General features: G+C 74.7%; 24 protein-coding genes and 1 tRNA gene. 19 read left to right on the plus strand and 6 right to left on the minus strand.

The features are described 5' to 3' along the window. Positions 1-21: 21 nt before the first annotated feature. Both JK356_RS14915 and JK356_RS14920 read right to left on the minus strand, forming a co-directional pair. Positions 22-108 (minus strand) — tRNA-Ser (locus JK356_RS14915). A gap of 155 nt (positions 109-263) precedes the next feature. After that, positions 264-1,727 (minus strand): trypsin-like peptidase domain-containing protein, encoded by a 1,464-nt coding sequence (locus JK356_RS14920; RefSeq protein ID WP_307815592.1) that lies wholly within the window; start codon positions 1,725-1,727, stop codon positions 264-266. A gap of 228 nt (positions 1,728-1,955) precedes the next feature. Between JK356_RS14920 and JK356_RS14925 the strand changes: the two genes are divergently transcribed. The 3 genes from JK356_RS14925 (at position 1,956) to JK356_RS14935 (ending at position 4,462) form a co-directional block, all read left to right on the plus strand. Continuing rightward, positions 1,956-2,768 (plus strand): glycerophosphodiester phosphodiesterase, encoded by an 813-nt coding sequence (locus JK356_RS14925; protein WP_201868362.1) that lies wholly within the window; start codon positions 1,956-1,958, stop codon positions 2,766-2,768. Between the two features lie 151 nt (positions 2,769-2,919). Next, positions 2,920-3,384 carry an ATP-binding protein gene (locus JK356_RS14930; RefSeq protein WP_201868363.1) on the plus strand — a complete coding sequence of 155 codons (465 nt, stop codon included), beginning with the start codon at positions 2,920-2,922 and terminating at the stop codon, positions 3,382-3,384. 109 nt (positions 3,385-3,493) lie between these two features. Then, entirely contained in the window at positions 3,494-4,462 is a 969-nt protein-coding gene (locus JK356_RS14935; RefSeq protein WP_201868364.1) for a DUF5926 family protein, read from the plus strand. A 277-nt stretch (positions 4,463-4,739) separates the two neighbouring features. Here the strand turns inward: JK356_RS14935 and JK356_RS14940 are convergent, their stop codons facing one another. Then, positions 4,740-5,405 carry a bifunctional DNA primase/polymerase gene (locus tag JK356_RS14940; RefSeq protein WP_201868365.1) on the minus strand — a complete coding sequence of 222 codons (666 nt, stop codon included), beginning with the start codon at positions 5,403-5,405 and terminating at the stop codon, positions 4,740-4,742. A 502-nt stretch (positions 5,406-5,907) separates the two neighbouring features. On the opposite strand from JK356_RS14940, the gene JK356_RS14945 reads away from it, so the two are divergent. From JK356_RS14945 to JK356_RS14960, 4 genes are all read left to right on the plus strand, one after another. Next, the gene (locus JK356_RS14945; protein WP_201868366.1) at positions 5,908-7,323 is read left to right on the plus strand and encodes a PP2C family protein-serine/threonine phosphatase; all 1,416 of its coding nucleotides are present in this window, start codon (positions 5,908-5,910) and stop codon (positions 7,321-7,323) included. A gap of 225 nt (positions 7,324-7,548) precedes the next feature. Beyond that, a complete protein-coding gene (locus JK356_RS14950; RefSeq protein WP_374100658.1) occupies positions 7,549-8,946 on the plus strand; it encodes an aminopeptidase P family protein in 1,398 nt (465 codons plus the stop codon). Positions 8,947-9,179: 233 nt separating this feature from the next. Continuing rightward, a complete protein-coding gene (locus tag JK356_RS14955; protein ID WP_201868367.1) occupies positions 9,180-10,550 on the plus strand; it encodes a hemolysin family protein in 1,371 nt (456 codons plus the stop codon). Then, positions 10,547-11,614, plus strand: a complete 1,068-nt coding sequence (locus tag JK356_RS14960; protein WP_201868369.1) for a hemolysin family protein — start codon at positions 10,547-10,549, stop codon at positions 11,612-11,614. The genes JK356_RS14955 and JK356_RS14960 overlap by 4 nt, the downstream gene beginning before the upstream one ends. 59 nt (positions 11,615-11,673) lie before the next feature. On the opposite strand, the gene JK356_RS14965 is transcribed toward JK356_RS14960, so the two are convergent. After that, complete coding sequence (locus tag JK356_RS14965) at positions 11,674-12,564, minus strand: NAD(P)-dependent oxidoreductase (protein ID WP_201868371.1); 891 nt, start codon at positions 12,562-12,564, stop codon at positions 11,674-11,676. A gap of 123 nt (positions 12,565-12,687) precedes the next feature. On the opposite strand from JK356_RS14965, the gene JK356_RS14970 reads away from it, so the two are divergent. After that, positions 12,688-13,026 carry a helix-turn-helix domain-containing protein gene (locus JK356_RS14970; protein WP_201868372.1) on the plus strand — a complete coding sequence of 113 codons (339 nt, stop codon included), beginning with the start codon at positions 12,688-12,690 and terminating at the stop codon, positions 13,024-13,026. Between the two features lie 20 nt (positions 13,027-13,046). Here the strand turns inward: JK356_RS14970 and JK356_RS14975 are convergent, their stop codons facing one another. After that, positions 13,047-13,247, minus strand: coding sequence for an aminoglycoside adenylyltransferase domain-containing protein (locus JK356_RS14975; protein WP_307815595.1), 201 nt, complete (start codon positions 13,245-13,247; stop codon positions 13,047-13,049). Between the two features lie 261 nt (positions 13,248-13,508). On the opposite strand from JK356_RS14975, the gene tatA reads away from it, so the two are divergent. Further along, complete coding sequence (gene tatA / locus JK356_RS14980; RefSeq protein WP_201868374.1) at positions 13,509-13,814, plus strand: Sec-independent protein translocase subunit TatA; 306 nt, start codon at positions 13,509-13,511, stop codon at positions 13,812-13,814. A 9-nt stretch (positions 13,815-13,823) separates the two neighbouring features. Here the strand turns inward: tatA and JK356_RS14985 are convergent, their stop codons facing one another. Beyond that, a complete protein-coding gene (locus JK356_RS14985; RefSeq protein ID WP_201868377.1) occupies positions 13,824-14,273 on the minus strand; it encodes an ATP-binding protein in 450 nt (149 codons plus the stop codon). Between the two features lie 221 nt (positions 14,274-14,494). Here JK356_RS14985 and JK356_RS14990 point away from each other — a divergent pair, with 221 nt between their 5' ends. From JK356_RS14990 to JK356_RS15035, 10 genes are all read left to right on the plus strand, one after another. After that, positions 14,495-15,301: a hypothetical protein gene (locus JK356_RS14990; RefSeq protein ID WP_201868379.1), complete on the plus strand. Its 807-nt coding sequence runs from the start codon at positions 14,495-14,497 to the stop codon at positions 15,299-15,301. Between the two features lie 66 nt (positions 15,302-15,367). Next, complete coding sequence (locus JK356_RS14995) at positions 15,368-16,123, plus strand: YcnI family protein (RefSeq protein WP_201868382.1); 756 nt, start codon at positions 15,368-15,370, stop codon at positions 16,121-16,123. A 46-nt stretch (positions 16,124-16,169) separates the two neighbouring features. Beyond that, positions 16,170-16,844: an SCO family protein gene (locus tag JK356_RS15000; RefSeq protein WP_201868462.1), complete on the plus strand. Its 675-nt coding sequence runs from the start codon at positions 16,170-16,172 to the stop codon at positions 16,842-16,844. Further along, positions 16,841-17,368: a copper chaperone PCu(A)C gene (locus tag JK356_RS15005; protein WP_307815596.1), complete on the plus strand. Its 528-nt coding sequence runs from the start codon at positions 16,841-16,843 to the stop codon at positions 17,366-17,368. The genes JK356_RS15000 and JK356_RS15005 overlap by 4 nt, the downstream gene beginning before the upstream one ends. After that, positions 17,365-19,257 (plus strand): copper resistance protein CopC, encoded by a 1,893-nt coding sequence (locus tag JK356_RS15010; RefSeq protein ID WP_201868384.1) that lies wholly within the window; start codon positions 17,365-17,367, stop codon positions 19,255-19,257. The genes JK356_RS15005 and JK356_RS15010 overlap by 4 nt, the downstream gene beginning before the upstream one ends. 15 nt (positions 19,258-19,272) lie before the next feature. Next, on the plus strand, positions 19,273-20,610 hold the full coding sequence (gene efeB, locus JK356_RS15015; protein WP_201868386.1) for an iron uptake transporter deferrochelatase/peroxidase subunit: 1,338 nt from the start codon (positions 19,273-19,275) through the stop codon (positions 20,608-20,610). A 94-nt stretch (positions 20,611-20,704) separates the two neighbouring features. Then, the gene (gene pheA / locus JK356_RS15020; protein ID WP_201868388.1) at positions 20,705-21,637 is read left to right on the plus strand and encodes a prephenate dehydratase; all 933 of its coding nucleotides are present in this window, start codon (positions 20,705-20,707) and stop codon (positions 21,635-21,637) included. A gap of 441 nt (positions 21,638-22,078) precedes the next feature. Continuing rightward, positions 22,079-23,353, plus strand: coding sequence for a serine--tRNA ligase (serS, locus tag JK356_RS15025; RefSeq protein WP_201868392.1), 1,275 nt, complete (start codon positions 22,079-22,081; stop codon positions 23,351-23,353). Then, positions 23,350-24,192 (plus strand): HAD family hydrolase, encoded by an 843-nt coding sequence (locus JK356_RS15030; protein WP_201868393.1) that lies wholly within the window; start codon positions 23,350-23,352, stop codon positions 24,190-24,192. Before serS ends, JK356_RS15030 begins: the two co-directional genes overlap by 4 nt. Before the next feature lie 141 nt (positions 24,193-24,333). Continuing rightward, positions 24,334-25,491 (plus strand): beta-1,3-glucanase family protein, encoded by a 1,158-nt coding sequence (locus tag JK356_RS15035; protein ID WP_236671333.1) that lies wholly within the window; start codon positions 24,334-24,336, stop codon positions 25,489-25,491. Positions 25,492-25,689 lie beyond the last annotated feature (198 nt).

Genomic DNA, 25,689 nt, shown 5'->3' on the forward strand with positions numbered 1-25,689 from the left:
CAGCTACTTCGCTGACCTGGGCGGAGGCGGTGGGATTTGAACCCACGGTGGCATCGCTGCCACGACGGTTTTCAAGACCGTTCCCTTCGGCCGCTCGGGCACGCCTCCCCGGGGCCGCACGCGGTGCGGCCCGCGAACGTCAGCTTAACGGCTGGGGTGCGGCCCGCCGCCCTCGCGTCCGGCAAGGAGTCCGGGAAGAAGAAGGCGCCGCCGCCTTAGTTCCCCCGTGCACCAAGGCGGCGGCGCGGCGCGGCGCCGGCGGCTTACGATTCCGAGTCGCCGACCCGCTCGCCGAGGACGACCTGGGTGGTGTGCTCCTGGCCGCCGCGCTCGTAGGTGACCTCGATGGTCTCGCCCGGCTCGTGCGACCAGATTTCGCTGATCAGGGTGGGGCCGCTGTCGATCAGCCGCCCGTCGAACTCGGTGATCACGTCGCCCGGCCGCAGTCCTGCCTCGTCGGCCGGCCCGCCCGGGCTGACCGGGTCGGAGCCGTCGGGGAGGGAGTCGACGATCTGCGCGCCGCCGGAGACCTGGCTCGTGTCCACGTGGGCCCCGATGATCGGGTAGACGGGCTCGCCGGTCTCGATCAGGTCCTGGGCCACGCGCTCGGCCTGGTTGATCGGGATGGCGAAGCCGAGGCCGATACTGCCGCCCGGTTCGCCCAGGCCGCTGGAGCCCGGCTTGATCGCCGAGTTGATGCCGATGACCTCGCCGTCGGCGTTGAGCAGGGGCCCGCCGGAGTTGCCCGGGTTGATCGAGGCATCGGTCTGGAGGGCGTTCATGTACGACGAGGAGGCGCCGGTGGCGTCGCTGGCGGACACCGGACGGTCCTTCGCGCTGATGATGCCGGTCGTCACCGTGCCGGACAGGCCGAACGGCGCGCCGATCGCGATCGTGGCGTCACCGACGGCGACCTCGTCGGAGTCTCCCATCGGCAGCGGCTCCAGCTCGCGGTCGCCGATGTCCGTCAGCTGCAGCACGGCCACGTCGTAGCCCTCGGCGTTGCCCACGACCTCGGCCTCGAACGTCTCGCCGTCGGAGAAGGTCACGTTGACCGTGCCGCCGCCCGCGACCACGTGGTTGTTGGTCATGATCCGGCCCTGCTCGTCGTAGACGAAGCCCGTGCCGGTGCTGCCCTCGCCGTTGCGGCTGCCCGTCTCGATCGTCACCACGGAGGGCAGGGCCGCTTCCGCTATTCCGGCGACCGACTCGGGCGGGCGGGCCTCGTTCCCGCTGGCGCCGCTGTCGGCGGAGGCGGGCGCGGACGAGTCACCGTCGTCGGCCACCAGGTAGCCCACGCCGCCGCCGATGCCGCCGGCGATCAGCGTGGCGACGATGACGCCGGCCAGCAGGCCGTTGCGCCGCTTCGGATGCGGCGGCGGGGCGGGCGGCACCGCCCACGCGCCGGTGGCGGCCCCTGGGGAGGCTGGCGGGGCCGGCGGGACCGGGGGCGGGACGGCGCCGGCCGCCGTCTGCGGCGCCGCCGCGGGCGGGGCGGAAGCCGTGGGGGGCGCGGGAGAAGCAGGGGGCGTGGGGGGCGTGGGAGGCGCGGCGGGCGGCGTGCTCGGCGGCGCGGCGGGAGCGGTGGGGGGGACGGGCGGGGTCGCGGGCGCGGCAGGAGCGGGGCCAGGCGCGGCGGCGGACTCGGACCGCTCGTCGCGGCCCGGTTCCGGAGCGTCGGGCTGCGGCTCCTCCTGCCTGCCGGAGCCCTCGTTCTCGGTGCTCACAGCTTCTTCTCCTCGGGTTCGCGACAGTGTGTGCGACAGACGTGCGAGCAGCTTGGTACGGGCAGTTTTTCCCATCGTCCGTCAGGCGGGCATAAAGCCTCCGCCCGCCACCCGGGGAGGGCTCCCCGCCGGCTCGCGGCCGCCGCACGGTCCAGGGTGGCACCATGAAGCGGATGGGCGCGCGGTGAACCAGGCGGCGCGAGGGGTGGTGAAAGAGGTGAGGAGCACGTGAGCGTACGCCGCCGGGCTCCCGGAGAGATCCAGGTCGTGGCGCACCGGGGCTCGTCCGAGGACGCGCCGGAGCACACCCTCGCCGCCTACCGCAAGGCGATCGCCGACGGTGCCGACGCGCTGGAGTGCGACGTGCGGATGACGGCGGACGGCCACCTGGTCTGCGTGCACGACCGCCGCGTCAACCGCACCTCGAACGGCCGGGGCGCCGTCGCCTCCATGGAACTCGCCGACCTCGCCGAGCTGGACTTCGGCTCGTGGCGGGGCTCCGCCGGCCGCGACGAGACGCCCGACAGCGCCCCGGACGCCGCCGACCCCGAGCGCACGGCCGTGCTGACCCTGGAACGGCTGCTGCGCCTGGTCGCCGACGCCGGGCGGCCGGTCGGCCTGGCCATCGAGACCAAGCACCCGAGTCGGTGGGCCGGGCGCGTGGAGGAGCGCCTGCTGGAGCTGCTGCGCGCGTACGAGCTGCCCGGCCCGGTGCGGGTCATGAGCTTCTCGGCGCGCTCCCTGCAACGGATCCGGCTGGCGGCGCCTGAGCTGCCGACGGTCTACCTGATGCGGTTCGTGCTGCCGCGCCACCGCTCCGGCCGCCTGCCGGCGGCGGCGACGGTCGCCGGCCCGAGCGTGCGGGTGCTGCGCCGCGACCCCGGGTACGTGGAGCGGGCGCACCGGGCGGGGCACGAGGTGCACGTGTGGACGGTGGACGAGCCGGAGGACGTCGACCTGTGCGCACGGCTGGGCGTGGACGCCATCATCACGAACCGTCCGCTCACGGTGCGTGAGCGGCTGGGGCGCGCCGGAGGCTGAGTCCTTACCCGGCGTGCGGTGGTGCGTTCGTGGCGTATCGGATCATTACGACTGCGTCAACAGATCTCTCACGTCCGGTTTCCTGCGGCGAGCGCGAGGGCATCGAACCCTTGGCGTGGGGCGCGCAATGTGTGGCGAAGGAGGCTCGGGGGTGGCGTTGGTGGTCACACAGCAGGTACCGACATCGTCGTCTATGTCGGTGCCCCATGGCCCGGTAGGGGTGGGTGCCGCGCGGCGGCGGCTGCGCGCTGAGCTGCGCGCGTGCGGCGCCGATGACGCGGTCATCGATGATGCCGTGCTGGTGCTTTCTGAGCTGCTGAGCAACGCGTATAGACACGCCAGGCCGCTGGACGGCGGCGAGCTGGTGCGCGCGGGCTGGAGCCGGGACAGCGACGGCGCGGTGACGATTTCGGTCACGGACGGCGGGGGGCCGACGCGGCCGCTTCCGGCGTCACCGTCGGTGACGGCCAAGGGCGGGCGGGGTCTGACGATCATCCGGGCGCTGGCGCGTGACTGGGGGGTCAGCGAGACGGCGCCGTCAGGGGCTTCGCCGGACGGTTCCGAGGAGCCGGGGTCCGTCACCGTCTGGGCGGTTCTGGCGGCCGACACCCCATAGGGGCGTACGGGCTGACTGCGGTGGGCGACGCCCGGCGGCGGCCGGCGTGCGCTAGGGTCCGCCAAGCAGACCAAGTTGTCCGCGCACGCCCGCAGGAGATCCGTTCGTCATGGCCAAGAAACGCCGTCCCCGCCCGACTCAGCCCCGTGCCGTCTCCGACGCCGAGATTCCGGTCGTCGGTGCCCGTGAGCCCTGCCCCTGCGGTTCGGGCCGCCGTTACAAGGCGTGTCACGGGCGGGCCGCGGCCCAGGCGGCGACCGAGCTGGTGCGCCGTCCCTTCGAGGGCCTGCCGGGAGAGTGTGACTGGGTCGCGCTCCGGGAGCTGGTGCCCGCGGCGACGGCGCCGCTCACGCTGCGCGACGGGCTGCCGGAAGGCGTGCCGTCGGTGACGCTGGCCACGGTGCTGCCGATGGCGTGGCCCGCGCTGCGGCGCGAGGACGGCGCCGTGCTGATCGGGGTGCAGAACGACACGGCCACCGGCGACCTGAGCCGGGACCTGGCGGACGTGCTGACGCGCGCGCTGACCGCCGAGCCGGGCAGCCCGGTCTCCGCCGGCCGCACGCCGCCGGACGGGCCGCGCCTTCAGGACCTGCTGGACCTGGACGCGCCGTTCGAACCGGAGCTGCACCAGGGCTTCGAGTTCTGGCTCGACGACCCCGAGCAGCAGGCCGCGGGTGAGGTGGCCGCCTCGCTGGAGCGGGCCAACGAGGCCGCGCTGCCCACGGCCAGGCTCACCGGCGTGGAGGCCGCGTACTGGTGCGAGACGCCGGAGAAGAACCACCTGCGCTGGGTGATGCCGCACCCGGAGGAGCGGCTGCTGGACGCGCTGGCCCGGCTGCACGCCAGGGGCGCCTCGTCGCTGGGCGAGCAGACGCGGCTGGTCGGCTCGTTCCGTGCGCACGGGCTGCTGGTTCCGGTGTGGGACCTGCCCAGCGGGATGAGCGCGCAGGACTGCGAGGAGCCCGCCGCGGAGTTCGCCAAGCGGCTCGCCGAAGCGCTGGAGACGGACGCGCCGCTCACGCAGGAGGAGCGGCGGGCGCGCAACGGGCTCACCAACCGGCAGGTCACGCTGAACTGAACGAGCCGGCTGGAACCGTCCGGCTCGGGTATCCGCTCACCTGAAAATACGCGCGGATGCGGGGAACTGACGGGTGGACAGAAATGGCCCGGCCGCCCACGCAAACGCGTGATTCCAGTCACAACGGGGCCCGTGAGGGCCCCGTTTGGCCCTGTCAGGGCCGGGTGGGATTTGCGAATCCCCGATGAGTTGTTACCTTCGTCAGTGAGCCCGGTCGCTGGTGCATCCCCCGTCGCCAGCGATCGGGTCTTCTCATGTCCGGCGGCCGGGCGCGCGGTCAGTAGGCCAGGCGGCTGCCCTGTTCCGGCACCGTGGCGCCGGCCTCGACGAGCACGTCGAGCAGGCGCACGGCGGGCGGCAGCACGACGCGCCCCCGGTGCGGCCGCGGCGGGCTCACCCAGCGCAGGCGCCTGCCGCCCACGGCCGAGGGCGGCAGCGGCAGGTAGCCGCCGGGGCCGTGGAAGCGCAGCGAGCCGGGCACCCCTCCCCGGTCGCTGAGCAGTTCGCCCAGCTCCGCCAGTTCGTACGGCTCGACCAGCAGCGCGTACCTGGTGGGCGTGGCCAGCACGGGGCCGGGCGCGGCCCCGAGGCGGTCCAGCTCCGCCAGCGCCCAGGCGCCGGCGGCGGCGGGCACGCTCAGCGCGCACGGCGCGCGGCCGCCGGTCGCCAGGACGATGGGGGTGTGCGGGCGCCCGCGCCACCACCACTCGACCATCCGTTCGTCCCTCGTGGCGGCGAGCAGCGGGGGATCGCTGGGGTGCGCGCCCGGGACGACACAGTCGTCCCCGCGCGGGCACCGGCACCGTCCGCCGGGAGCGGTGCCGATTCCCGGAACCACCGGCCACCCCCACCGCCGCGTGATCTCGAGGGCGGCGTCCAGCAGCCCCCGGTCATCGCCGTCACCGTCACCGTTCGTGCGTCGCTTGCCGAGAATCTCGCGCATCCGCGCTCGTTCCCTTCCCTCGCGCCTGCGTGCCGGCTCACGATCGCCGGGCGGTACACACCACGTCGAACTAGCTCACCGTATGCGGCGGGACGAGCAGCGCTGCCTGACGCGCGGCGGGTCGCGGCCGCCCTGTGCGGCGTGAAAGGGTCCCGTCGGCCACGCCTCGAGTGGTCGCCTGACCCAGCGATCCGTTCGGTCTCGGTCCGTTCCGGTATGTGCTCGGATACGTACCCAGCAAGCCGTCAAGCCCACCTGGCAGGCTCCGCCACACGGAGCCTCAGTCGATCGCGTCCCGCCGCAACCGAGGCAGTTTTCAGCCATCGTCCGGCCTGGTTCTGCCAAGTTACGTCAATCGCCGCCGCTCCGGCCTGTCGCCCCCCGGGCCGGGCCACCGGTGGTGTACCCGTTGGGTGCCCGCGGAATTCTCCAGCACGACGCGCCTGACACGGGGGTTTGCGATGCTGTTGCCGGAAACGCACCACGGCGGAATCTCTCGGCCATGAGCGCGACGCCCCTGCCCAGGCCACTGAGCAAACTGGCCGGAATCGGCCCCGCGCGTGCCACCGTCCCGCACAATTCACGCCTCCCCGACGACCCGGGTGACCCCGGCACCGGTGGCACCAAGCGCCGCCGCCGCGGCGCCTCGCCCCGCGGCGACCAGGAGCGCCTGGCCGCCTGGATCTCCGACCTCACCACACTCCACGGCCTCACCGAACGCCTCGGCCACACCACGGCGCTCGGTGACGCGCTCCACGAGACGCTGCGCGCGGGCGCCAGCCTGCTGGGAGCCCGGCGCGGGCTGCTGACCCTGCGCCCCGCCGAGGGGATCGGCAGCCACCGCGTGACCGGCCTGGGCCTGAGCCCGTCCGATCTCGGCCATCTTGAGACCGGCCCGCCGTTCGCGGTCACCCCCGCCGGCACCGGCCCCGACGGCACGCCCCTGGAGGCGGTGCACCCCGACATCGCCGCCGACACCGGCCTCGGGCCCCGCCGCCGCGAGGTCGCCGCGCTCCTCGGCTGCGCCGCCAGCTACGCCCTGCCACTGGCCACCGAGCGGGACGCCCCGCCGCTGGGCACGGCCGCCTGGCTCTTCGACGAGCCCGGCGCCCCCGAGCCGAGACAGCGCCGCCTCCTCTCCCTCTACCTGCGCTACGCCGCCCAGCACATCGCCAATCGGCTGGAACTCGCCGGCGCCCGCTCCGCCCTGCGCGCCGTGCACGACGCGCTGCTCCCCGGCGCGCCCGCACCGCTCCCCGGCGTCGCCCTCGCCGCCCGCCGCCCCGGCCACGGCGGCGGCTTCTACGACACGCTGGCGCTGCCGGACGGCTCGCTGACGCTGGCGATCGGCGCCGCCGTCTCCCCGGGCCCGGGCGCGCTCGCCGCCGCGGGCGCGCTGCGCGCGGGGATGCGGGCGTACGCCGTGATGGAGGGCGAGGACCCGGTCGCCGTGCTGTCCGACCTGGAACTGCTGCTGCGGCTGACCGACCCGGGCCGCCCGGCGACGGCGCTGTTCTGCTACGCCGAGCCGCCGGGCCCGCAGGGCACGCGGCGCGTCACCGTCGCCTCGGCCGGCCACCCGCCGCCGCTGCTGCTCGGTCCGGCGCGCACCGAGTTCGCCGACACCGCGCTGTCCGCGCCGCTGGGCATGCTGGCCTGCTGGGAGGCCCCGAGCACCCAGGTGGACGTCGCGAAGGGAGAAACGGTACTCCTCTACGGTGACGCGCTGCTGCGCCGCACCGGCCGGGCGCGCGACGCCGCGTTCGACCTGCTCAGGTCCGCCGCCGCGGCCGCCGCCCCCGCCGTCCGCGACGATCCGGCCGCCCTGCTCGCCCACCTCACCGAGGCGCTCGCCCCGCCGGGGTCCCCGGCCGCCGCGGACTCCGATGAGGCCGTGCTGCTGGCCGTCCGCTTCTGACCCGCCGCCCGGCCCGCTTTCCCGGCCTCGCGCCCCCGACGCGCGCCGTGGTGACCGTGCGCGCCCGGTCACCCGTACCCCGTTGTCATCGAGCACACATACGATGGGAAAGGTCCCGCCTTGGGACCGGTCCAGCAGCGAGCGAGGAGGCGCGACGTGGCAGCCGAGCAGCACGACGGGCGCAAGCCGGAGCAGGCCGGGCAGGCCGAGGAGCGCAAGAACGCGGTGGCCCCCCGGATCTCCGACGAGCTCGCCGCGAACATGAAGCAGGGCTGGGCCGACACCGAGCGCCGCGACCTGAAGCCCATCCCGCAGGCCGCCCACACCGCGCGCCGCCGCGCCGCCCTCTCGGCCCGCTTCCCCGGCGAGCGGCTCGTCATCCCCGCCGGGAAGCTGAAGACGCGGTCCAACGACACCGACTACCCGTTCCGCGCCAGCAGCGAGTACGTCTACCTCACCGGCAACCAGACGCAGGACGGCGTGCTCGTGATGGAGCCGCGCGCCGACGGCGGCCACGACGCCGTCCTCTACCTGCTGCCCCGCTCCAACCGGGAGAACGGCGAGTTCTGGCTGAGCGGCCAGGGCGAGCTGTGGGTCGGCCGCCGCGACAGCCTCACCGAGGCCGAGCGGCTGTACGGGATGCCCGTGAAGGACGTGCGCACGGCCGCCGACACGCTGCGTGAGGCCACCGGCCCGGTGCGCGTGCTGCGCGGGCACGACCCGGGCATCGAGGAGGCGCTGACCGACAAGGTCACCCGCGAGCGCGACGAGGAGTTCCGCGTCTTCCTCTCCGAGATGCGGCTGGTCAAGGACGACTTCGAGATCGCCGAGCTGACCCGCGCCTGCGAGAGCACCGTGCGCGGCTTCGAGGACGTCGTGCGCGTGCTCGACAAGGCCCAGGCCACCTCCGAGCGCTACATCGAGGGCACCTTCTTCCTGCGCGCCCGGGTCGAGGGGAACGACGTGGGCTACGGCACGATCGCCGCCTCAGGCCCGCACGCCACGACCCTCCACTGGGTGCGCAACGACGGCCCCGTCCGCGCCGGTGACCTGCTGCTGCTCGACGCCGGCGTGGAGACCACCGAGCTGTACACGGCGGACGTCACCCGCACGCTCCCCGTCAGCGGCCGGTTCACCGACCTCCAGCGCCGCATCTACGACGCGGTCTACGAGGCCCAGGAGGCGGGCATCGCCGCCGTGCGGCCGGGCGCGAAGTTCCGCGACTTCCACCAGGCCGCGCAGCGCGTGCTCGCCACGTACCTCGTGGAGTGGGGCCTGGTCGAGGGCCCCGTGGAGCGGGTGCTCGACCTCGGCCTCCAGCGCCGCTGGACCCTGCACAACACGGGCCACATGCTCGGCATCGACGTGCACGACTGCGCCGCCGCGCGCCGCGAGTCCTACGCCGAGGGCACGCTGGAGCCCGGGATGTGCCTGACCGTCGAGCCCGGCCTGTACTTCCAGCCGGACGACCTGACCGTGCCCGAGGAGTACCGCGGCATCGGCGTGCGCATCGAGGACGACATCCTGGTCACCGAGGACGGCAACCGGAACCTGTCGGCCGCCCTGCCGCGCCGCTCGGAGGACGTCGAAGCGTGGATGGCCGAGCTCATGCGCGGGGCCTGAGCGGCCCCGCCGCCCGGGGCGGCCGTCACGCGGCGTTTACGCCCGATTTCGGGGGTGTCAGACGGGCATTTTCGGGTACAGCCTGGGAACACGATCCTGTGCTCATGCGTTACAGGAGTGATTTTCCTGAAGGGAGACCTGGTGTCCGCCCAATCGTCGGACTCCCCCGGGCATAGTCCCGGACCACCTCGCCCGCATCTAGCAGCACGCGGCACCCGGCGAGGTGGTGTGAGTTGAGTGCCGCACTAGGACTGCTGGCCGTCCTGGTCCTGACGGCCGGCACGGGCTACTTCGTGGCCCAGGAGTTCGCCTTCGTCGCCGCCGACCGCCTGACGCTGACGCGGCAGGCCGCGGAGGGCGACAAACGGGCCGCCCGCGCGCTGACGGTGCAGGAGCGGCTGTCGTTCATGCTGTCGGGCGCACAGCTCGGCATCACCGTGACCGGCCTGGTCGTCGGTTTCCTGGCCGAACCCTCGCTCGCGCGCCTGCTGGACCCGGCGCTCGACGCGGTGGGACTGCCCGCCGCCGCCGCGCACGGCGTGGCGCTCGCGGCCGCCTTCATCCTCGCCACCGGCATCCAGATGGTGCTCGGTGAGCTCGGCCCGAAGAACCTGGCCCTGGCCATTCCGGAGACCCTCGCGAAGGCGCTGGCGTCCTCGACCCTCGCCTACCTGAAGATCGCCGGCCCGCTGATCCGCGTCTTCGACACCTCCGCCAACCGGCTGCTGCGCAAGGCCGGTATCCAGCCCGTCGAGGAGCTGCACCACGGCGCCACGCTCGAAGAGCTGGGGCACCTGATCGACGAGTCGCAGAAGCACGGGCAGCTGCCCCGCGCCACGGCGGCGCTGCTCGACCACGCCCTGGAGTTCTCCGAGCGGACGCTGGCCGAGGTGATGGTGCCGCGCGTGGACGTCAAGACGGTCCGCGCCACCACGCCCGCCGGCGACGTCGTCAGCCTCATCGGCGAGCACGGCCACTCCCACTACCTGGTGATCGGCGACCGTGTCGACGACATCGCCGGGGTCGTAGGCGTGCGCGAGCTGCTGGCCGTGCCCCCCGACCGGCTGTCGCGGCTGACCGCCGGCGCCCTGGCGCGCCAGGCGCTGCTGCTGCCCGACACGCTGCCGCTGCCCGGCGCGGTCGAGCAGCTCGGCGCGGCGGGCGAGGAGTTCGCCGTGGTGCTCGACGAGTACGGCGGCCTCGCCGGCATCGTCACGCTGGAGGACATCGCCGAGGAGCTCGTCGGCGAGATCGCGGACGAGACCGACCAGGTGGTCGAGCCGGCCGTGCCGGACGGCTCCGGCTGGCTGGTGGACGCCTCGCGCCGCGTGGACGAGGCGTCAGACGCGACGGGCATCCCGCTGCCCGAGGAGGAGGACTTCGAGACGGTGGCCGGCCTGGTCATCGACCGCTGCGGCCGCTTCCCGGCCGCCGGTGAGCGGGTGCGCGTGGCGCTGGCGGACGGCGGCCAGGCGCTGATCGAGGTCCTGACGCTCGACCGGCGCGTGCCCGCCACGATCCGGCTGGAACGGGTGAGCGCCCCGGCCGCCGCGGCACTGCCCGCCGCTGGCCGGCCCCGGGAGCGGGAGGAGCAGCCGTCATGAGCCTGACGACGGCCCTGTTCGTGACGTTCGCGCTGCTCATCGGCAGCGGGCTGTTCGTGGCCGCCGAGTTCGCGCTCGTCGCCGCCAAGCGGCACCGCATGGAGCAGGCGGTGGCCGACGGCCAGCGCGGCGCCAAGGCGGCGCTGGCGGGGATGCACGAGCTGTCGCTGATGCTGGCCGGGTCGCAGCTGGGCATCACCGCCTGCACGCTGGGCCTGGGCAGCATCTCGGAGCCGGCCGTGGCCCACCAGATCGATCCGCTGCTCCGGGCGGTGGGGCTGCCGACCGGTCTGTCGCACGGCGTGGCGTTCCTGCTGGCGCTCACGGTCGTCGTCTTCCTCCACATGGTGGTCGGCGAGATGGCGCCGAAGTCGTGGGCCATCGCCCACCCGGAGCGCTCGGCGATGCTGCTCGCGCCGCCCTTCCGCGCCCTGGTGCGGGTGGTGCGCCCGCTGATCTGGGTGCTGAACAAGATGGCCAACGGCATGGTGCGGCTGTGCCGGGTCACGCCGCGCGAGGAGCTGACCTCGGTCCACGACCGGGAGCAGCTGGCGCACCTGGTGGCCGAGTCGCAGCGGCTGGGTCTGATCAGCGAGGCCGACTCGGGTCTGATCACGCGGTCGCTGACCGAGCCGCAGTCCCCGGTGGGCGCCATCCAGGTGCCGGCGGGCGAGATTGCCCAGGTGCCGGCCGACGCCGACGTGCACGCCATCCTCGCGGCGGCCTCGGCCAGCGGCCACACGCGGCTGCTGGTGCGCGACGGCCAGCGGGTGGTGGGGTCGGTCCACGTGCGCGACGCGATCGTGGCGCGCGCCCAGGGCCGGGCGGCGACGGCGCGCGAGCTGTCGCGCCCGGTGCCGGAGCTCACGGCGGACGACACGGTCGCGCAGGCGGTGGAGCAGCTGCGGCAGCGCCGCGCCTCGCTGGCCGTGGTGCGCGGCGCGGACGGCCAGATCACGGGCCTGATCAGTCTGGACGACCTGCTGGGGCGCCTGATGGCGCCGGCGGCAGTCCAGCCGTCGCAGCCGGCCCAGCCGGCCCAGCAGTCGGCGCAGCCGGCGTGACGGACTGACGGGCTGAGGGCGCCGAGTCCCCGGGCGGGGCACGGCGCCCGTTGCGCGCTTCAGGCCGCGGGGGCGGGGTCCTTCGGGCGGATCGCGTCGATGATGCGGGAGAACGCGTCTCCACCGCCGCCGTCGGCCCGGGCCCGGTCCATCCAGGCGGTGACGGCGTCGATCACGCTGGTGTCCAGGCCGCGCTCGCGGCTGACATGGGCGATGTGCGCGACGGAGGCGGCCTCCATGTCGAGGTTGCCGGCGTCGCCGGGGTGCTTGCCGCTGTCAATGCCGTGCGCCATCTCGTCGATGATGGCGGGCAGGATCGCGCCGATCTCCTTGGCGTAGGGCGTGAACGCGGCGGCGCTGACGCCGTCGGCGCCGACCAGGGCGAAGGCGTGGATCAGCCCGGCCATGGCGCTGTAGAAGAAGTCGAGCATCCCGATGTCGTAGAGCGCCGCCGCGCCCGGGTCCGTGCCCAGGAACGGGGTCTTGCCGCCGAGCGCGCGCAGCGTGGCCTCGTGGGCGGTGAACGCCTCGCGCGAGCCGCTGAACAGCAGCAGCGCCGCCGGGCTCCCGATGACGGGCACCGGCACCATGACGGCGCCGTCGAGGTAGCCGATGCCGTGCCGGGCCGCCCAGGCCGCGGCCTCGCGGGCGCGGCCTGGGGTGTCGGAGGTGACGTTGACCAGGGTCTTGCCCGCCAGCTGGCCGGCGAGCGGGTCGAGGATCTCCTGGCTGGCGTCGTAGTCGACCACGCAGACCAGGACCAGGTCGCTGGCGGCCACGGCCTCGGCCGCGGTGGCGGCGGGGCGGGCACCCAGCTCTGCGAGCGGGGCGGCCTTGGCGGCGGTGCGGTTCCACACCGTCACGCGGTGCCCGGCCGCCAGCAGGGCCCGGGCCAGCGCGCTGCCCATGGCGCCCAGACCAAGAACGGTGACGGTGGCGTGCTGTTCCATGCGTGAACTCCTCAGCGGAATTGGTTCGTTTCAACCTCCCGCAACGCTGTACTCTCCACAAGTACGTACAAAAAAGTCAGGTACTGACCTGAAAGTCAGTACCGGTCAGCGGGGAGGGGCCGGATGCCAAGGCGCCCGTACACGTGCGGAATTGACGCCGCGATCGACGTCGTCGGCGGCAAGTGGAAGGTGCTCATCCTGTGGGCGCTCCACGAGGAGACGCGGCGCTTCGGCGAGCTGCGGCGGCTGATCCCGGGCGTGAGCGAGAAGGTGCTGATCCAGCAGCTGCGGGAGCTGGAGGCCGACCAGATCGTGCATCGCGAGGTGTACCGGGAGGTGCCGCCGCGCGTCGAGTACTCGCTGACGGACTTCGGGGTCTCGCTCAACGAGGCTCTCGCCCCGCTCGGCGCCTGGGGCGACCGCCACCGGGCGCGTATCGAGGCCGTGCGCGGCCTGGCCTGACGGCGCACCGCGCCCGGGGGTCAGGCGGCCGGGGCGCGGCGGGCGATCTCGGCGGTGACGTGGTCGGCGCAGGGGCGCAGGCGGGGCCGCAGGTCGTCCCAGCGGTCGGGCTCCTCGCCGAGGCAGACGGCGCGGGCCCGTGCCAGCGGCGGACGGTGCTCCGGCGGGAGCCGGCCGAGCGCCCACGCCGCCGCCTCGTCCTTGTCCTTCCGGCGGATCACCCCGGTCGCCAGCGTCGTCCAGATCCGCGAGCGTCAGCAGGACGTTCCACGGCGTTCCCGGCAGCGCCGTCCGCGTCCCCGCCCCGGATGTCCTGCCTCACGGCGGCCAGCGCAGGGACGCCGCCGGGCGCCCGGCCAGCGGTTTTCCCCGGCGGCGCGGCGCGCAGGGTTGACCGGAGCATGGTTCCCCCGGCCCTTCCGGCGGGTTAGCCTTCCGGCAGAGGGGACGCTCCTGGCGGCCCCGTGAGGAGGATCGGTGTTATGGGCCGGATCGGCGTCAATGAACTGCTGCTCGTCGCGGTCATCGTCCTGCTCGTCTTCGGGGCGAAGCGGCTGCCGGACACCGCCCGTGCGCTCGGCAAGTCGCTGCGCATCCTCAAGAGCGAGACGCGCGCGATGAGGGACGAGAGCCAGGCCCCGCGGACCGAGCAGGCCCCGCAGACGGCGCAGCAGACCGCGCAGCAGACCGAGGCTCCCAAGACCATCCAGGCCGCGCCCGGCGACGTGGCCAGCGCCCGCCCGGCCGCCGGGCCGCAGCCCGCCGGCAGCCAGCAGCCGCAGGGCTGACTAGGCCGCTCAGGAGGCGCGCAGCAGCGCCCCGTCGCGGCATTTGAGCGCCCGGTCGAACGTCACGACGGCGCCGCGCCCGCCCGGCTCCGTGACGAAGCGGACCGTGTCGGACAGCGCCTCGATCAGCCGCAGGCCGCGCCCGCCGGTCTCGAGTTCGCACGCGCTGTCCTCCTGCGGCCGCGGCAGCACGGCGCCAGGCTCGGGAAAGCCGGGGCCGCTGTCGGCGACCTCGATGCGGCAGACGTCGTCGTCGATCAGCGCCGTCACGCGGTAGACGCCGAGCGGGCCGCTGCCGTGCCGCACCGCGTTGGAACACGCCTCGGTCAGCGCCAGCGACAGGTCGTGCGCGATGTCGGCGTCCACCCCCGCGGACTCCATCGCTCCGACCAGCAGCCGCCGCGCGAGCGGGACGCTGGCCGCTTCCCGCCGCAGTTGGAGTGACCACCAGATGCTCATGCTCCAGCCTCCTGGCCGCGGCTCGACATATGCCTAGGTATTGCCAACCCATGCGTGGCGTAAGCGTGTGTTTGACCGAACAACCCCCGATTGGCGGATGCGCCCGTTCCCGGAAGTCGATATAGCGATCGACCGCGCCGGGTGAATCCGGGCACACCCGTACGACCCAGGCGGGCCCCGGGCGCGGCCGCCCGCTCGGCCAGTGAGATGATGACGCCGCCATGCGTGCCGGAGCCGACCTGCGACTGCTGCGCGCGGCGGTCTTCGCCGCCGCCTGCGCCACGCTGGCCGCCGCCGGCCACCTGACGGCCTCTGGCCCCGGCGTCCCGCCGTGGGCGCTGGCGGCGGGCTGGGCCGCGGCCTTCGCCGTCGCGGTGCCGCTTGCGGGCCGCGAACGGCGCTCCGCACCGGCCATGGCCGCCCTGCTCGCGGCCGGACAGCTCGCCCTGCACTGCCTGTACTGCCTCGGCCAGCACACCGCGTCCGCGTCCGGTGCGGGCGGCCGGGGCGGCGTGGTGGCGCAGGCCGCCGGGCTGCTGTGCAACGGGCACGCCCTCCAGCTCACGCCCGGCGAGGCCCGCCGCATCGTGACGGCCGCCGGGCTCGACCCCGTCGGCGGCGGCCCGCAGCCGCCCGCCGGGCCGGGCCCGGCCGGGGCGCTCGCCGACTCGGCCGCCGCCCTGCTCACCGGGCCGATGCTGCTCGGCCACCTGCTGGCCGCCACCGCCGCCGGCTGGCTGCTGCGGCGGGGTGAGGCCGCGCTGTGGCGCCTGGTCCGGCTCTCCCGCCGCCTGGCGCCCGCCGACTCGCCGCTGCGTGCGCTGCGCCTGGCGCTCCGCCTGGCGCTGGCCGTCGCCGCCCGCCTGCTGCCGGCCGTCCGGCCGCCGCGCCCGCGCACCGGTCACCTGCCGCCGCGCCCGCTCAGCGGCGCCGACCTGCCCGGCGCCGCCACCCGGCGCGGGCCGCCGGCCGTGCTCCCCGCCGCCGTCCACGGCGGCGCGGCCCGCCAGTTCCTGCTCGCGGCCTGACGCGCCCGGTACGTACGGGCGCGAGCGCGCCGTGCCCGTACGCCTTCACCATGGAGTGACCTCACCATGCACCGCTTCCGTCCGGCGGCACTGGCCGCCGTCCCCGTGCTGTCCGCCGCGGCCGTCCTCGCAACCGCCGCCACCGCGCACGCCCACATCAGCATCGATCCGGCCGAGGCCGAACCGGGCTCCTACCGCACCGTGCACGTGAAGGTGCCCAACGAGCGCGACGACGCCTCGACCGTCGAGGTCGAGCTCCACCTCGACCCGGAGCACCCGCTGGCCTCCGTCATGCCGCAGCCGGTGCCCGGCTGGGAGGTGGAGGTCGAGACCACCGAGCTGGACGAGCCCGTCGAGTTCCACGGCAGCCGGCTCACCGAGGTGCCGAGCGTCATCACCTGGCGCGGCGGCGAGATCGGGCCGGGCATGTTCCAGCAGTTCCCGCTCTCGGTCGGCCCGCTGCCCGAGGACGCCGACCGGCTGGTCTTCGACGCGCTCCAGACCTACGACAGCGGCGAAATCGTCCGCTGGATCGAGGAGCCCGTCGAGGGAGAGCCCGAGCCGGAGCACCCCTCGCCCGTCCTCACGCTCGTCCCGGCCGCCGGCGGCGAGCCCGCGGCCAGCGAAGCCGCGGCGGGCGTAAGCGACGGGGACGAGACCGCAGCCGAGACCGCGGACGAGGACGGCGACAGCCCCGTCCCGTTCCTGCTCAGCGGCCTGGGCGTCCTCCTCGGCTGCGCGGGCCTGGTCACCGGCCTGTACGCCAGCCGCCGCGCCGCCGCCCCGGCGGCGCCCACCGACACCGCCGCCAGCGACTCCTGACATGCCCCGCCAGGACAGCAACCACCAGGACCACCAGGACTTCACCATGACGCACCACCGCGCCCGCACCACCGCCACCGCGCTCGCCCTCGCCGCCTCCCTCGCGCTGGGACTGGGCGCCTGCGGCGGCTCGTCCAGCGACGACAGCAGCGGCGAGACCGGCTGGGGAGAGATCGAGGGCGGCCAGGCCGCCGACGAGGGCACCGTCCTCGAGCAGCCCTTCGACAAGCCGGACGTGACCCTCACCGACACCAGCGGCGAGCCGTACAACCTCCGCGAGGAGACCGACGGCCACGTCACCCTGGTGTACTTCGGCTACACCCACTGCCCCGACATCTGCCCGCTCACCATGAGCAACATCGCCCTGGCCGCGGACACCCTCACCGAGGAGCAGCGCCAGGACCTGCGGGTCGTGTTCATCACCACAGACCCCGAGCGCGACACCCCCGAGTCGCTCGGCGACTGGCTGCGCGCCCAGAGCCCCGACTTCACCGGACTCACCGGCGACTTCGAGACCATCCAGCAGACGGCCCGCGCCATCGGCGTGGGCCTGGAGGAGCCGTACGTGGCGGAGGACGGCGGCGTCGTCTCCACCCACGGCACCCAGGTGCTGGCCTTCCTGCCGAGCGACGACCGGGCGCACGTCGTCTACACCGAGGGCGTTACCGCCGAGACCTTCGAGCGCGACCTGCCGAAGCTGCTCAACGGGGAGCTGCCGTGACCGGGCGGGGCCGCGCCCGGGCGGCCACGGCCAGACGCGCCGCGCTCACCGTGCTCACCGCGTTCACCGTGCTCGCCGGCGCGCTCACCGCCTGCGGCGGCGGAGACGGCGGCTCCCCGCCGGAGCTGACCGTCAGCGGCGCGTTCGTGCCCGAGCCGGTCGAGGGCGCCGATATGGCCGCCGGCTTCCTCACCATCGAGAACACCGGCGGCACCGACGACACCCTGACCGGCGTCAGCAGCGGCGCCGCCGGATCCGTCGAGATGCACGTGTCGGCCGACGGCACGATGCGCCGCGTCGACTCGTTCCCGGTCCCGGCCGGCGGCGAGCTGCGGCTCCAGCGGGGCGGCGACCACCTGATGCTGCTGGGCCTGACCCGGCCCCTGGCCGAAGGCGACACTCTCTCGATGGAACTCGAGTTCGCCACCTCCGACCCGATCACCATCGAGGTGCCGGTCGAGGCCGCGACGTACACCGGCGACGACGGCGGGCACGGCGGGCACGGGGAGCAGGACACGCCATGACCGCCGCCCCCCGCCGCCTGCTGGGCGCCCTGCTGCTGGCCCTGGCGGCCGTGGCGCTGACGGCCACGCCCGCCACCGCACACGCCTCGCTGACCGCCAGCACCCCGGGCGACGGGGAGGTGGTGGCGGCCCAGCCGGAACGGGTGACCCTGACGTTCACCGAGGAGGTCGCGCTCTCCGGCGACTCGCTGCGCGTGCTCGGCCCCGACGGCGAGCCCGTGCACACCGGCGAGCCGGCCGACCTCGGCGACGGCACCACCGTCACCTGGGGCATCGCCCTGCGCCCCGGGCTGCCCGACGGCACCTACACCGTGGTCTGGCACGTCGTCTCGGCGGACAGCCACCCCGTCTCGGGCGCCTTCACGTTCTCCGTCGGCGCCCCCTCGGCCACCTCCGTCGACATCGGCAGCCTCGGCGCCAGCGGGCAGGACGGGCTGACCGGGGCGCTGTACGACGCCGCGCGCTACGCCGCCTACGGCGGTTTCGCGCTGCTGGCGGGCGCCGCGGCGTTCACGCTGTGCTGCTGGCCGGGCGCCGCCGCCCGCCGCCCGGCCCGGCGGGTGCTGCGGGCCGGCTGGCTGGCGGCCACCGCCGCCACGGCCGCCCAGCTGCTGCTGCGCGGCCCCTACACCGGCTCCGGCCGCCTCGCCGACGCCTTCGACCCCGGCGGCCTGGCCGACGTGGCGGGCACGAGGACCGGCACCGCGCTGCTGGCGCGGCTGCTGCTGCTCGCCGCTGCCGCCGGGTTCCTCGCCGTGCTGACCGGCCGCTACGCCCGGGCGCACGCCGCCGGGGCCGGCCGGGCCCCGGCCGGCCTGACCTGGGGGCTGGCGCTCGGCGGCGGCCTGGTCGCGGCCGGGACCGCCGCCACGTGGGCGCTGTCCGAGCACGCCTCGACCGGCCCGCAGACCACGGTCGCCGTCCCCGCCGACATCGTGCACCTGCTCGCCGTCGCCGCCTGGCTCGGCGGCCTGGTCACGCTGCTGGCGCTGCTGCGCGCCGAGCCGGACGGGCCGCCGGTGCCGCGCGCCGCCGTGCGGCGGTTCGGGCGGCTGGCGCTGGCCGCCGTGGCGGCGCTGGCGGCGACCGGGCTGTACCAGTCGGGGCGGCAGGTGGGCACGCCGGACGCGCTCGTTGCCACCAGCTACGGCAGGCTGCTGCTGCTCAAGGCGGCCCTGGTCGCGGCGGTGCTGTGCGTGGCCTGGTACTCGCGCCGCCACGCCGGCCGCCTCGCCGGGACGCCCGCCCAGCCGGAAGCCGGCCAGCCCGAGCCGGAGCCGGAGCCGGAGCCCGCACTGGTGCCGGCGCCGGGCACCAGCCCGGAACGCGCCCGGCAGCTGGCCCGCCAGCGCGCCGCGATGCGCGCGGCCCGCCGCCGCACCCGGCGCGACGCCGACCCGGCCCGCGCCGGGCTGCGCCGCTCGGTCGCCGCCGAGGTGGCCGTGGCGGCCGTCGTCCTCGCCGTCACCACGGCGCTGACGGCGACCCCGCCCGCGCGGACCGAGAACGCCCAGGCGGCCGGGGCCGCCGCGGCGCCGCAGGAGCCCGGCTCCGGCAGCGTCCGGTACGACACGGGCGGCGGCCCGGCCGGCCAGGGCACCGCCCGGCTGCACCTGGCGCCCGGCCGGACCGGCGAGAACACGCTGCGCGTCACCCTGGAGGACCGGCGCGGCCGGCCCGCCGCGGCCGAGGAGCTGCGCGCGGCGTTTACCCTGCCCGCCGAGTCCATCGGCCCGCTGCGCTTCACGGAGCCGGCCCGGACCGGCCCCGGGAGCTGGGAGTTCTCCGGCGTGACGCTCCCCCGCCCCGGCGCGTGGGAGGCCGCGCTGACCATCCGCACCTCCGACGTCGACCAGGTCACCGTCACGACCACCCTCACCCTTCCCTGACGCGCGGGAGGACCCATGCCCGACAAGCCCACGACCAAGCCCACAACAGCGACCACGCGCACCACAGCGAAGAACGGAAACAACGACCCGGCCACCACCGCGGGGCACGCCCTCACCCGCCGCCGCCTGCTGACCACGGCGGGCGCCACCGGCGCCGCCGGGGTCGCGGCCGGCGCGGCCGGCGGCGCGCTCACCGCCTCGGCCGCCTCCTCCGGCGGCAGCGGCGGCACCGCCGACGGCGCCTCCTCCGGCCCCGCGCTGTCCACGCTCGGCTCGACCGAGGTGGCGTTCCACGGCCGCCACCAGCCCGGCATCACCGACCCCCTCCAGGCCCACGGCCACCTCGCCGCGTTCGACCTGGTCCCCGGCGCCGGGCGCCGCCAGGCCGCCGCGCTGCTGCGCCGCTGGTCGGACGCGGCGCGCGCGCTGATGGCGGGGCGCGCGCCGGACGGCGGGCACCTGGGCGTCGCCCTGGACGCGGGCCCGTCCTCCCTCACCGTCACGTTCGGGTTCGGCCGCGGCTTCTTCGATGCGACGGGCCTGGCGGACCAGCGGCCCGAGGCGCTGGCGCCGCTGCCGGAGTTCTCCAGCGACGCCCTGGACCCGGCGCGCTCCGACGGCGACCTGTGGGTGCAGATCGGCGCCAACGACGGGCTGGTCGCGTTCCACGCCCTGCGCACGCTCCAGCGCGAGGCGGACGGCGCGGCGGCGCTGCGGTGGCAGATGACCGGCTTCTCCCGCAGCCCCGGGGCGACGGCCCGGCCGATGACGACGCGCAACCTGATGGGCCAGGTCGACGGCACCAACAACCCGTCGCCCGGCGACGAGGACTTCGACCGGCTGATCTTCGCCAGCGGCGACCCCGCCTGGATGGCCGGCGGGTCCTATGCCGTCTTCCGCCGCATCCGCATGCTGCTGGACGACTGGGAGAGCCGCCCGCTGGCGGACCAGGAGCGGGTGATCGGGCGCCGCAAGGAGGACGGGGCGCCGCTGTCCGGCGGCGGGGAGACCACGCCGGTGGACCTGGAGGCGGTGCGCGAGGACGGCACGCTGGTGGTGCCCGCGACCGCGCACGTGCGGGTGGCGGCGCCCTCGCAGAACGGCGGGGCGACGATGCTGCGCCGCTCGTTCTCGTACCACGACGGTTTCCGCGACGACGGGGCGCCGGACGCCGGGCTGCTGTTCGTGTGCTGGCAGGCGGACCCGCGGCGGGCGTTCGTGCCGGTGCAGCGGAAGCTGGACCGGGGCGACGCGCTGTCGGAGTTCATCCGGCACGAGGCGAGCGGCGTGTTCGCGGTCCCGCCAGGGGCGGCCGAGGGCGAGTACGTGGGGCAGGCGCTGCTGGAGGGCTGACGGGGACTGACGGGGCCTGACGAGGGCTGACGGGGACTGACGGGGTCCGCCCGGTGCGGACGTGGCGGGTCACGGGCGGGGATACCGTTGTCGCATGAGTGCCGCGAGCCGCTATACGTATCTCGGTCCCGAGGGGACGTTCACTGAGGCCGCCCTGCGCACGCTGCCGGAGGCGGCGACGCGCGAACTGGTGCCGATGATCTCGGTGCCCGCCGCTCTGGACGCGGTGCGCTCGCGGGAGGCGTCGGGGGCGCTGGTGCCGATCGAGAACTCGGTGGAGGGCGGCGTCACCGCGACGCTGGACGAGCTGGCCTCGGGCGAGCCGCTGATGATCTACCGCGAGGTGCTGCTGCCGATCGCGTTCGCGCTGCTGGTGCGGCCGGGGACGCGGCTGGACGCGGTCAAGACGGTCACGGGGCACCCGGTGGCGCAGCCGCAGGTGCGCAAGTGGCTGGAGCGGAACCTGCCGGACGCGCAGTGGGAGTCGGCGGCCTCGAACGCGGACGGGGCCAGGCTGGTGCAGGAGGGCCGGTACGACGGGGCGTTCGCGGGCGAGTTCGCGGCGGCGACGTACGGGCTTGAGCCGCTGGTGACCGGCATCCACGACGCGGAGAACGCCACCACCCGGTTCGTGCTGGTGGGCCGGCCGGCGCGGCCGGCGGCGGCGACGGGGGCGGACAAGACGTCGCTGGTGCTGTGGCTGCGGGCGGACCACCCGGGCGCGCTGCTGGAGCTGCTCCAGGAGTTCTCGGCGTGCGGGGTGAACCTGTGCCGGATCGAGTCGCGGCCGACCGGTGAGGGTATCGGGCGGTACTGCTTCTCCGTGGACTGCGAGGGCCACATCTCGGACCGGCGGGTCGGGGAGGCGCTGATGGGGCTGAAGCGGCTCTGCGCGGACGTGCGGTTCCTCGGCTCGTACCCGCGGGCGGACCGGGTGCGACCGGAGATCCGGCAGGGCACTTCGGACGCTGACTTCCAGCGGGCGGCGGACTGGCTGACCCGGTGCCTGGATGGTCGTACGACCTGAGGACAAGTTATCCACAGGAGAGCATCCGGGCCTGTGGACAACCGCCGCCAGGACCATCGCGACCTCTAGGAAAAAAGCGACATAACGCCTCGTCGACGGCAAGTCCCCTCACAGTGGCGTGAATCACCTTTCGTCACCCTCAAAACAGCTGAGTAACTCTCCAGAGCGAGGGAATTTCACCAAGGATTCCACCGGAATCCCTCGGACGTGTGCATAGAACGGGTTTCGCCGGGGAATTCTGCGGCGCGCACCGAAGCCCGTCGGGATATCCCCAGAGTTATCCACAGGCGGCCACCGATCCCTGTGGACAACGCTGGGGATAACCTTGGGGACGGCCGCCTGACCTGTGGATTCCAGCACCCCGCCCTCGCCGCCCCGCTCTCGCCAAGAACCGACAAAAGGGACAAAAAAGCCGGTTGCGCTTTTCGATAGCCTAGGGGCGTGATTGACCTTCGCCTGCTTCGTGAGGATCCGGACCGAGTGCGCGCCTCGCAGCGCGCCCGTGGTGAGGACGTCGGCATCGTCGACGCTCTCCTCTCCGCCGACGAGCGGCGCCGGTCGTCCAGTACCCGCTTCGACGAGCTGCGCGCCGAGCAGAAGCAGCTCGGCAAGCGCATCCCCCGGGCGGAGGGCGAGGAGAAGCAGGCCCTGCTCTCCCGCGCCGCCGAGCTCGCCGCCGCGGTCAAGGCCGCCGACGCCGAGCGTGACGAGGCCGCCGCGGAGGCCGAGCGGCTGCTGCTCCAGCTGGGGAACATCGTCCACCCCGACGTCCCGGTCGGCGGCGAGGACGACTTCACCGTCCGCGAGACCCACGGCACGCCCCGGGACTTCGCCGCCGAGGGGTTCACGCCCAAGGACCACCTGGAGCTGGGCCAGGCCCTCGGCGCGATCGACACCGAGCGCGGCGCGAAGGTGTCCGGCTCGCGCTTCTACTACCTGACGGGCCCCGGCGCGCTGCTGGAGCTGGCCCTGGTCAACGCGGCCGTCGCGCAGGCCACCGCCGAGGGCTTCACGCCGGTGGTCACCCCCGCGCTGGTCAAGCCGCGCGCCATGGAGGGCACCGGTTTCCTCGGCCAGGCCGCCGCCGACGTGTACCACCTGGAGAAGGACGACCTGTACCTGGTCGGCACCTCCGAGGTGCCGCTGGCGGCCTACCACATGGACGAGATCATCGAGGCCGACCGCCTGCCGCTGCGCTACGCGGGCGTCTCGCCGTGCTTCCGCCGCGAGGCGGGCAGCTACGGCAAGGACACCAGGGGCATCTTCCGGGTCCACCAGTTCGAGAAGGTCGAGATGTTCTCCTACGTCGCGCCGGAGGAGGCCGAGGCCGAGCTGGAGCGGCTGCTGGAGTGGGAGAAGCAGTGGCTGACGTCGCTGGAGCTGCCGTTCCGCGTCATCGACGTGGCCAGCGGTGACCTGGGCCTCTCGGCCTCGCGCAAGTACGACTGCGAGGCGTGGATCCCGACCCAGGGCAAGTACCGGGAGCTGACCTCCACGTCGAACTGCACGGAGTTCCAGGCGCGCCGCCTGAAGATCCGGATGCGCGGCAAGGACGGGCCCGCCCGCCCGCTCGCCACGCTCAACGGCACGCTGTGCGCGGTCTCGCGCACCATCGTCGCCCTGCTTGAGAACCACCAGCTCGCCGACGGCTCGGTGCGGGTGCCCGAGGTGCTGCGGCCCTACCTCGGCGGGCGCGACGTGCTGGAACCCGTGTGATATTCCCCTACCGCCTGGTCGCGACCGACCTCGACGGCACGCTGCTGCGCAGCGACCACACCGTCTCGGCCCGTACGCGCGCCGCGCTCGCCGCCGCCCAGGCGGCGGGCGCCGCGCACATCGTCGCCACCGGCCGCAGCGTCGCCGGCACGCGGCACGTGCTGGACAGCCTCGGCTACACCGGCCTGGCGGTGTGCGGGCAGGGCTCCCAGCTGTACCACGCGGGCGAGCGCCGGCTGCTGACGTCCGTGACCCTGGACCGGGCGCTGGCGCAGCGGGCCGTGGCGCGGCTGGAGGAGGCGCTCGGCCCGCTGGGCGTGGCCGTCAACCGGGACGGGCCGGACGGCGAGGTCGTGATGGACGAGCGGTACCGGATCCAGGCGTCGGCGGCCTGGTTCGGGGAGCACGCCGACCCGGGCGACCAGGACCGCGTGGAGGCGGCCGTGGACCGCGGGCCGCTGTGGGCCGAGCCGCTCATCAAGCTGTATCTCAGCCACGGCGAGCTGACCGACGACGAACTCGCCTCCGCCGCCCGGAACCTGGTGGGGAGCGCGCTGGAGGTCGTCATCGCCGGTGCCCACCTGGTGGAGCTGCTGCCGCTGGGGCTGACGAAGGCGACCGGGCTGTCGCTGGCCGCCCGCCGCCTCGGCCTGACGGGTCGGGACGCGATCGCGTTCGGGGACATGCCCAACGACGTGCCCATGCTCCGCTGGGCCGCCCACGGCGTCGCCATGGCGGGCGCCCACCCCGATCTGCTGGCCGTGGCCGACGAGGTCACCTCCTCGAACGACGACGACGGCATCGCCAAGATCCTCGAACCGCTGCTGACCGCGCCCTGAGCCCCGCCGCCTGACGGGCCGTCAACGCCTGTGGTCTACACCAGGTCTTGACGGGATGGCCGGGCGGCGGCAGGGTGCTGGCACGTCGGCGAGAGCGCTCCGCACGGCATCACTCCAGACCCCCACACCTCGGAGAGTGTCATGGACATGCACCTTTCGCGCAGGGCGCTGCTCACCGGCACCGCGGGCCTGGCGCTGGGCGCCTCCGCCCTGGCCCTGCGCCCGGGCACCGCGCGCGCCCAGGGCTCGCTCCCCCTGACGATCGCCAACCGGACGGGCCAGTTCGACAACTCCTCGATCTGGGTCTACATCGTCGGCAACGACGGCGAGCGCCAGGTCTGGGTCACCCCCGACGGGGAGCTGCGGCCGGTGTCCCTCGACGACAACGGCCCGGACGGCTTCACCGACTACGCCATCCCGCTGGCCGCCTCCGGTGACACCACCATCCCGCTGCCCTACCTCTCGGGCCGGATCTACGTGTCGCTCGGCGAGAAGCTGAAGTTCGCCGCGGTCCAGGACGGCAACGGCGACCCGGCCCTCGCCTACCCCGCCGGCTGGGTCGCCACCGACCCCAACTACCCGGTGCTGCACGACTGCGCCGAGTTCACGTACCGGCCGGACGGGATGTACTGCAACACGACGATGGTCGACATGTTCAGCGTCCCGCTGAGCATCCGCCTCACCGGCGCCAGCGACCAGACCACCGGCACGCTGCGGGAGGGCGCGCGGGCCGCCGTCTTCTCCGAGCTGGCCGCGCACGAGACGTTCGGCCCACTGGTCGACGGCGACCGGCGCGTCCTCGCTCCCGGCCACGGCCTGGACGCCGGGCTGTTCCCCGCCGGCTACTTCGACGGGTACGTGGACCGGGTCTGGAGCGAGTACGCCGCCCGCGACCTGCTGATCACCACCAACGCCGGCCAGTTCACCGGCCGCGTCACCGGCGACCAGCTGGTCTTCTCCGGGCCTGGCGAGGTGACCATCAGCCGGCCGTCCACGCGCGACGTGCTCTTCTGCGACGGCGCGCTCGCGGCGCCCAACGACGGCATCACCGGCCCGGTCGCCGCCGTCCTGGCCGCCGCGCTCAACCGCACCACCGCCGTCAGCCACGCCGAGCAGCCGGTCACCGACCCGGCCGCGTTCTACCAGGAGGAGCCCGCCCACCACTACGCGCGGGTGCTGCACCAGGCGACCGAGGACGGGCGGGCGTACGGCTTCGCCTTCGACGACGTCGGCGGCTTCGCGTCGTACATCGAGGACGGCGCGCCGACGGCGATGACGCTGACCCTCACGCCGTTCTGAGGCCGCGGCCGAACGGCGCGGGCGGGTGACGACCGTCCGCGCCGTTCGCCGGGCGCCGCAGCGAGCATGCGACGGCCCGGTCCGTAGGATCCGGTGGGCCGGGCGTCCGGCGTCGCGGTGAACGGCGCTGCGGGGGCGGGGAGTTGTCCACAGCTTGTGGATAACCCCTAGGCCAGGCAGGCTTGTTCTGCACTGTGC

The sequence above is a fragment of the Streptomyces sp. 7-21 genome, assembly GCF_016741785.1.
Classification (GTDB): Bacteria; Actinomycetota; Actinomycetes; order Streptomycetales; family Streptomycetaceae; genus Streptomyces.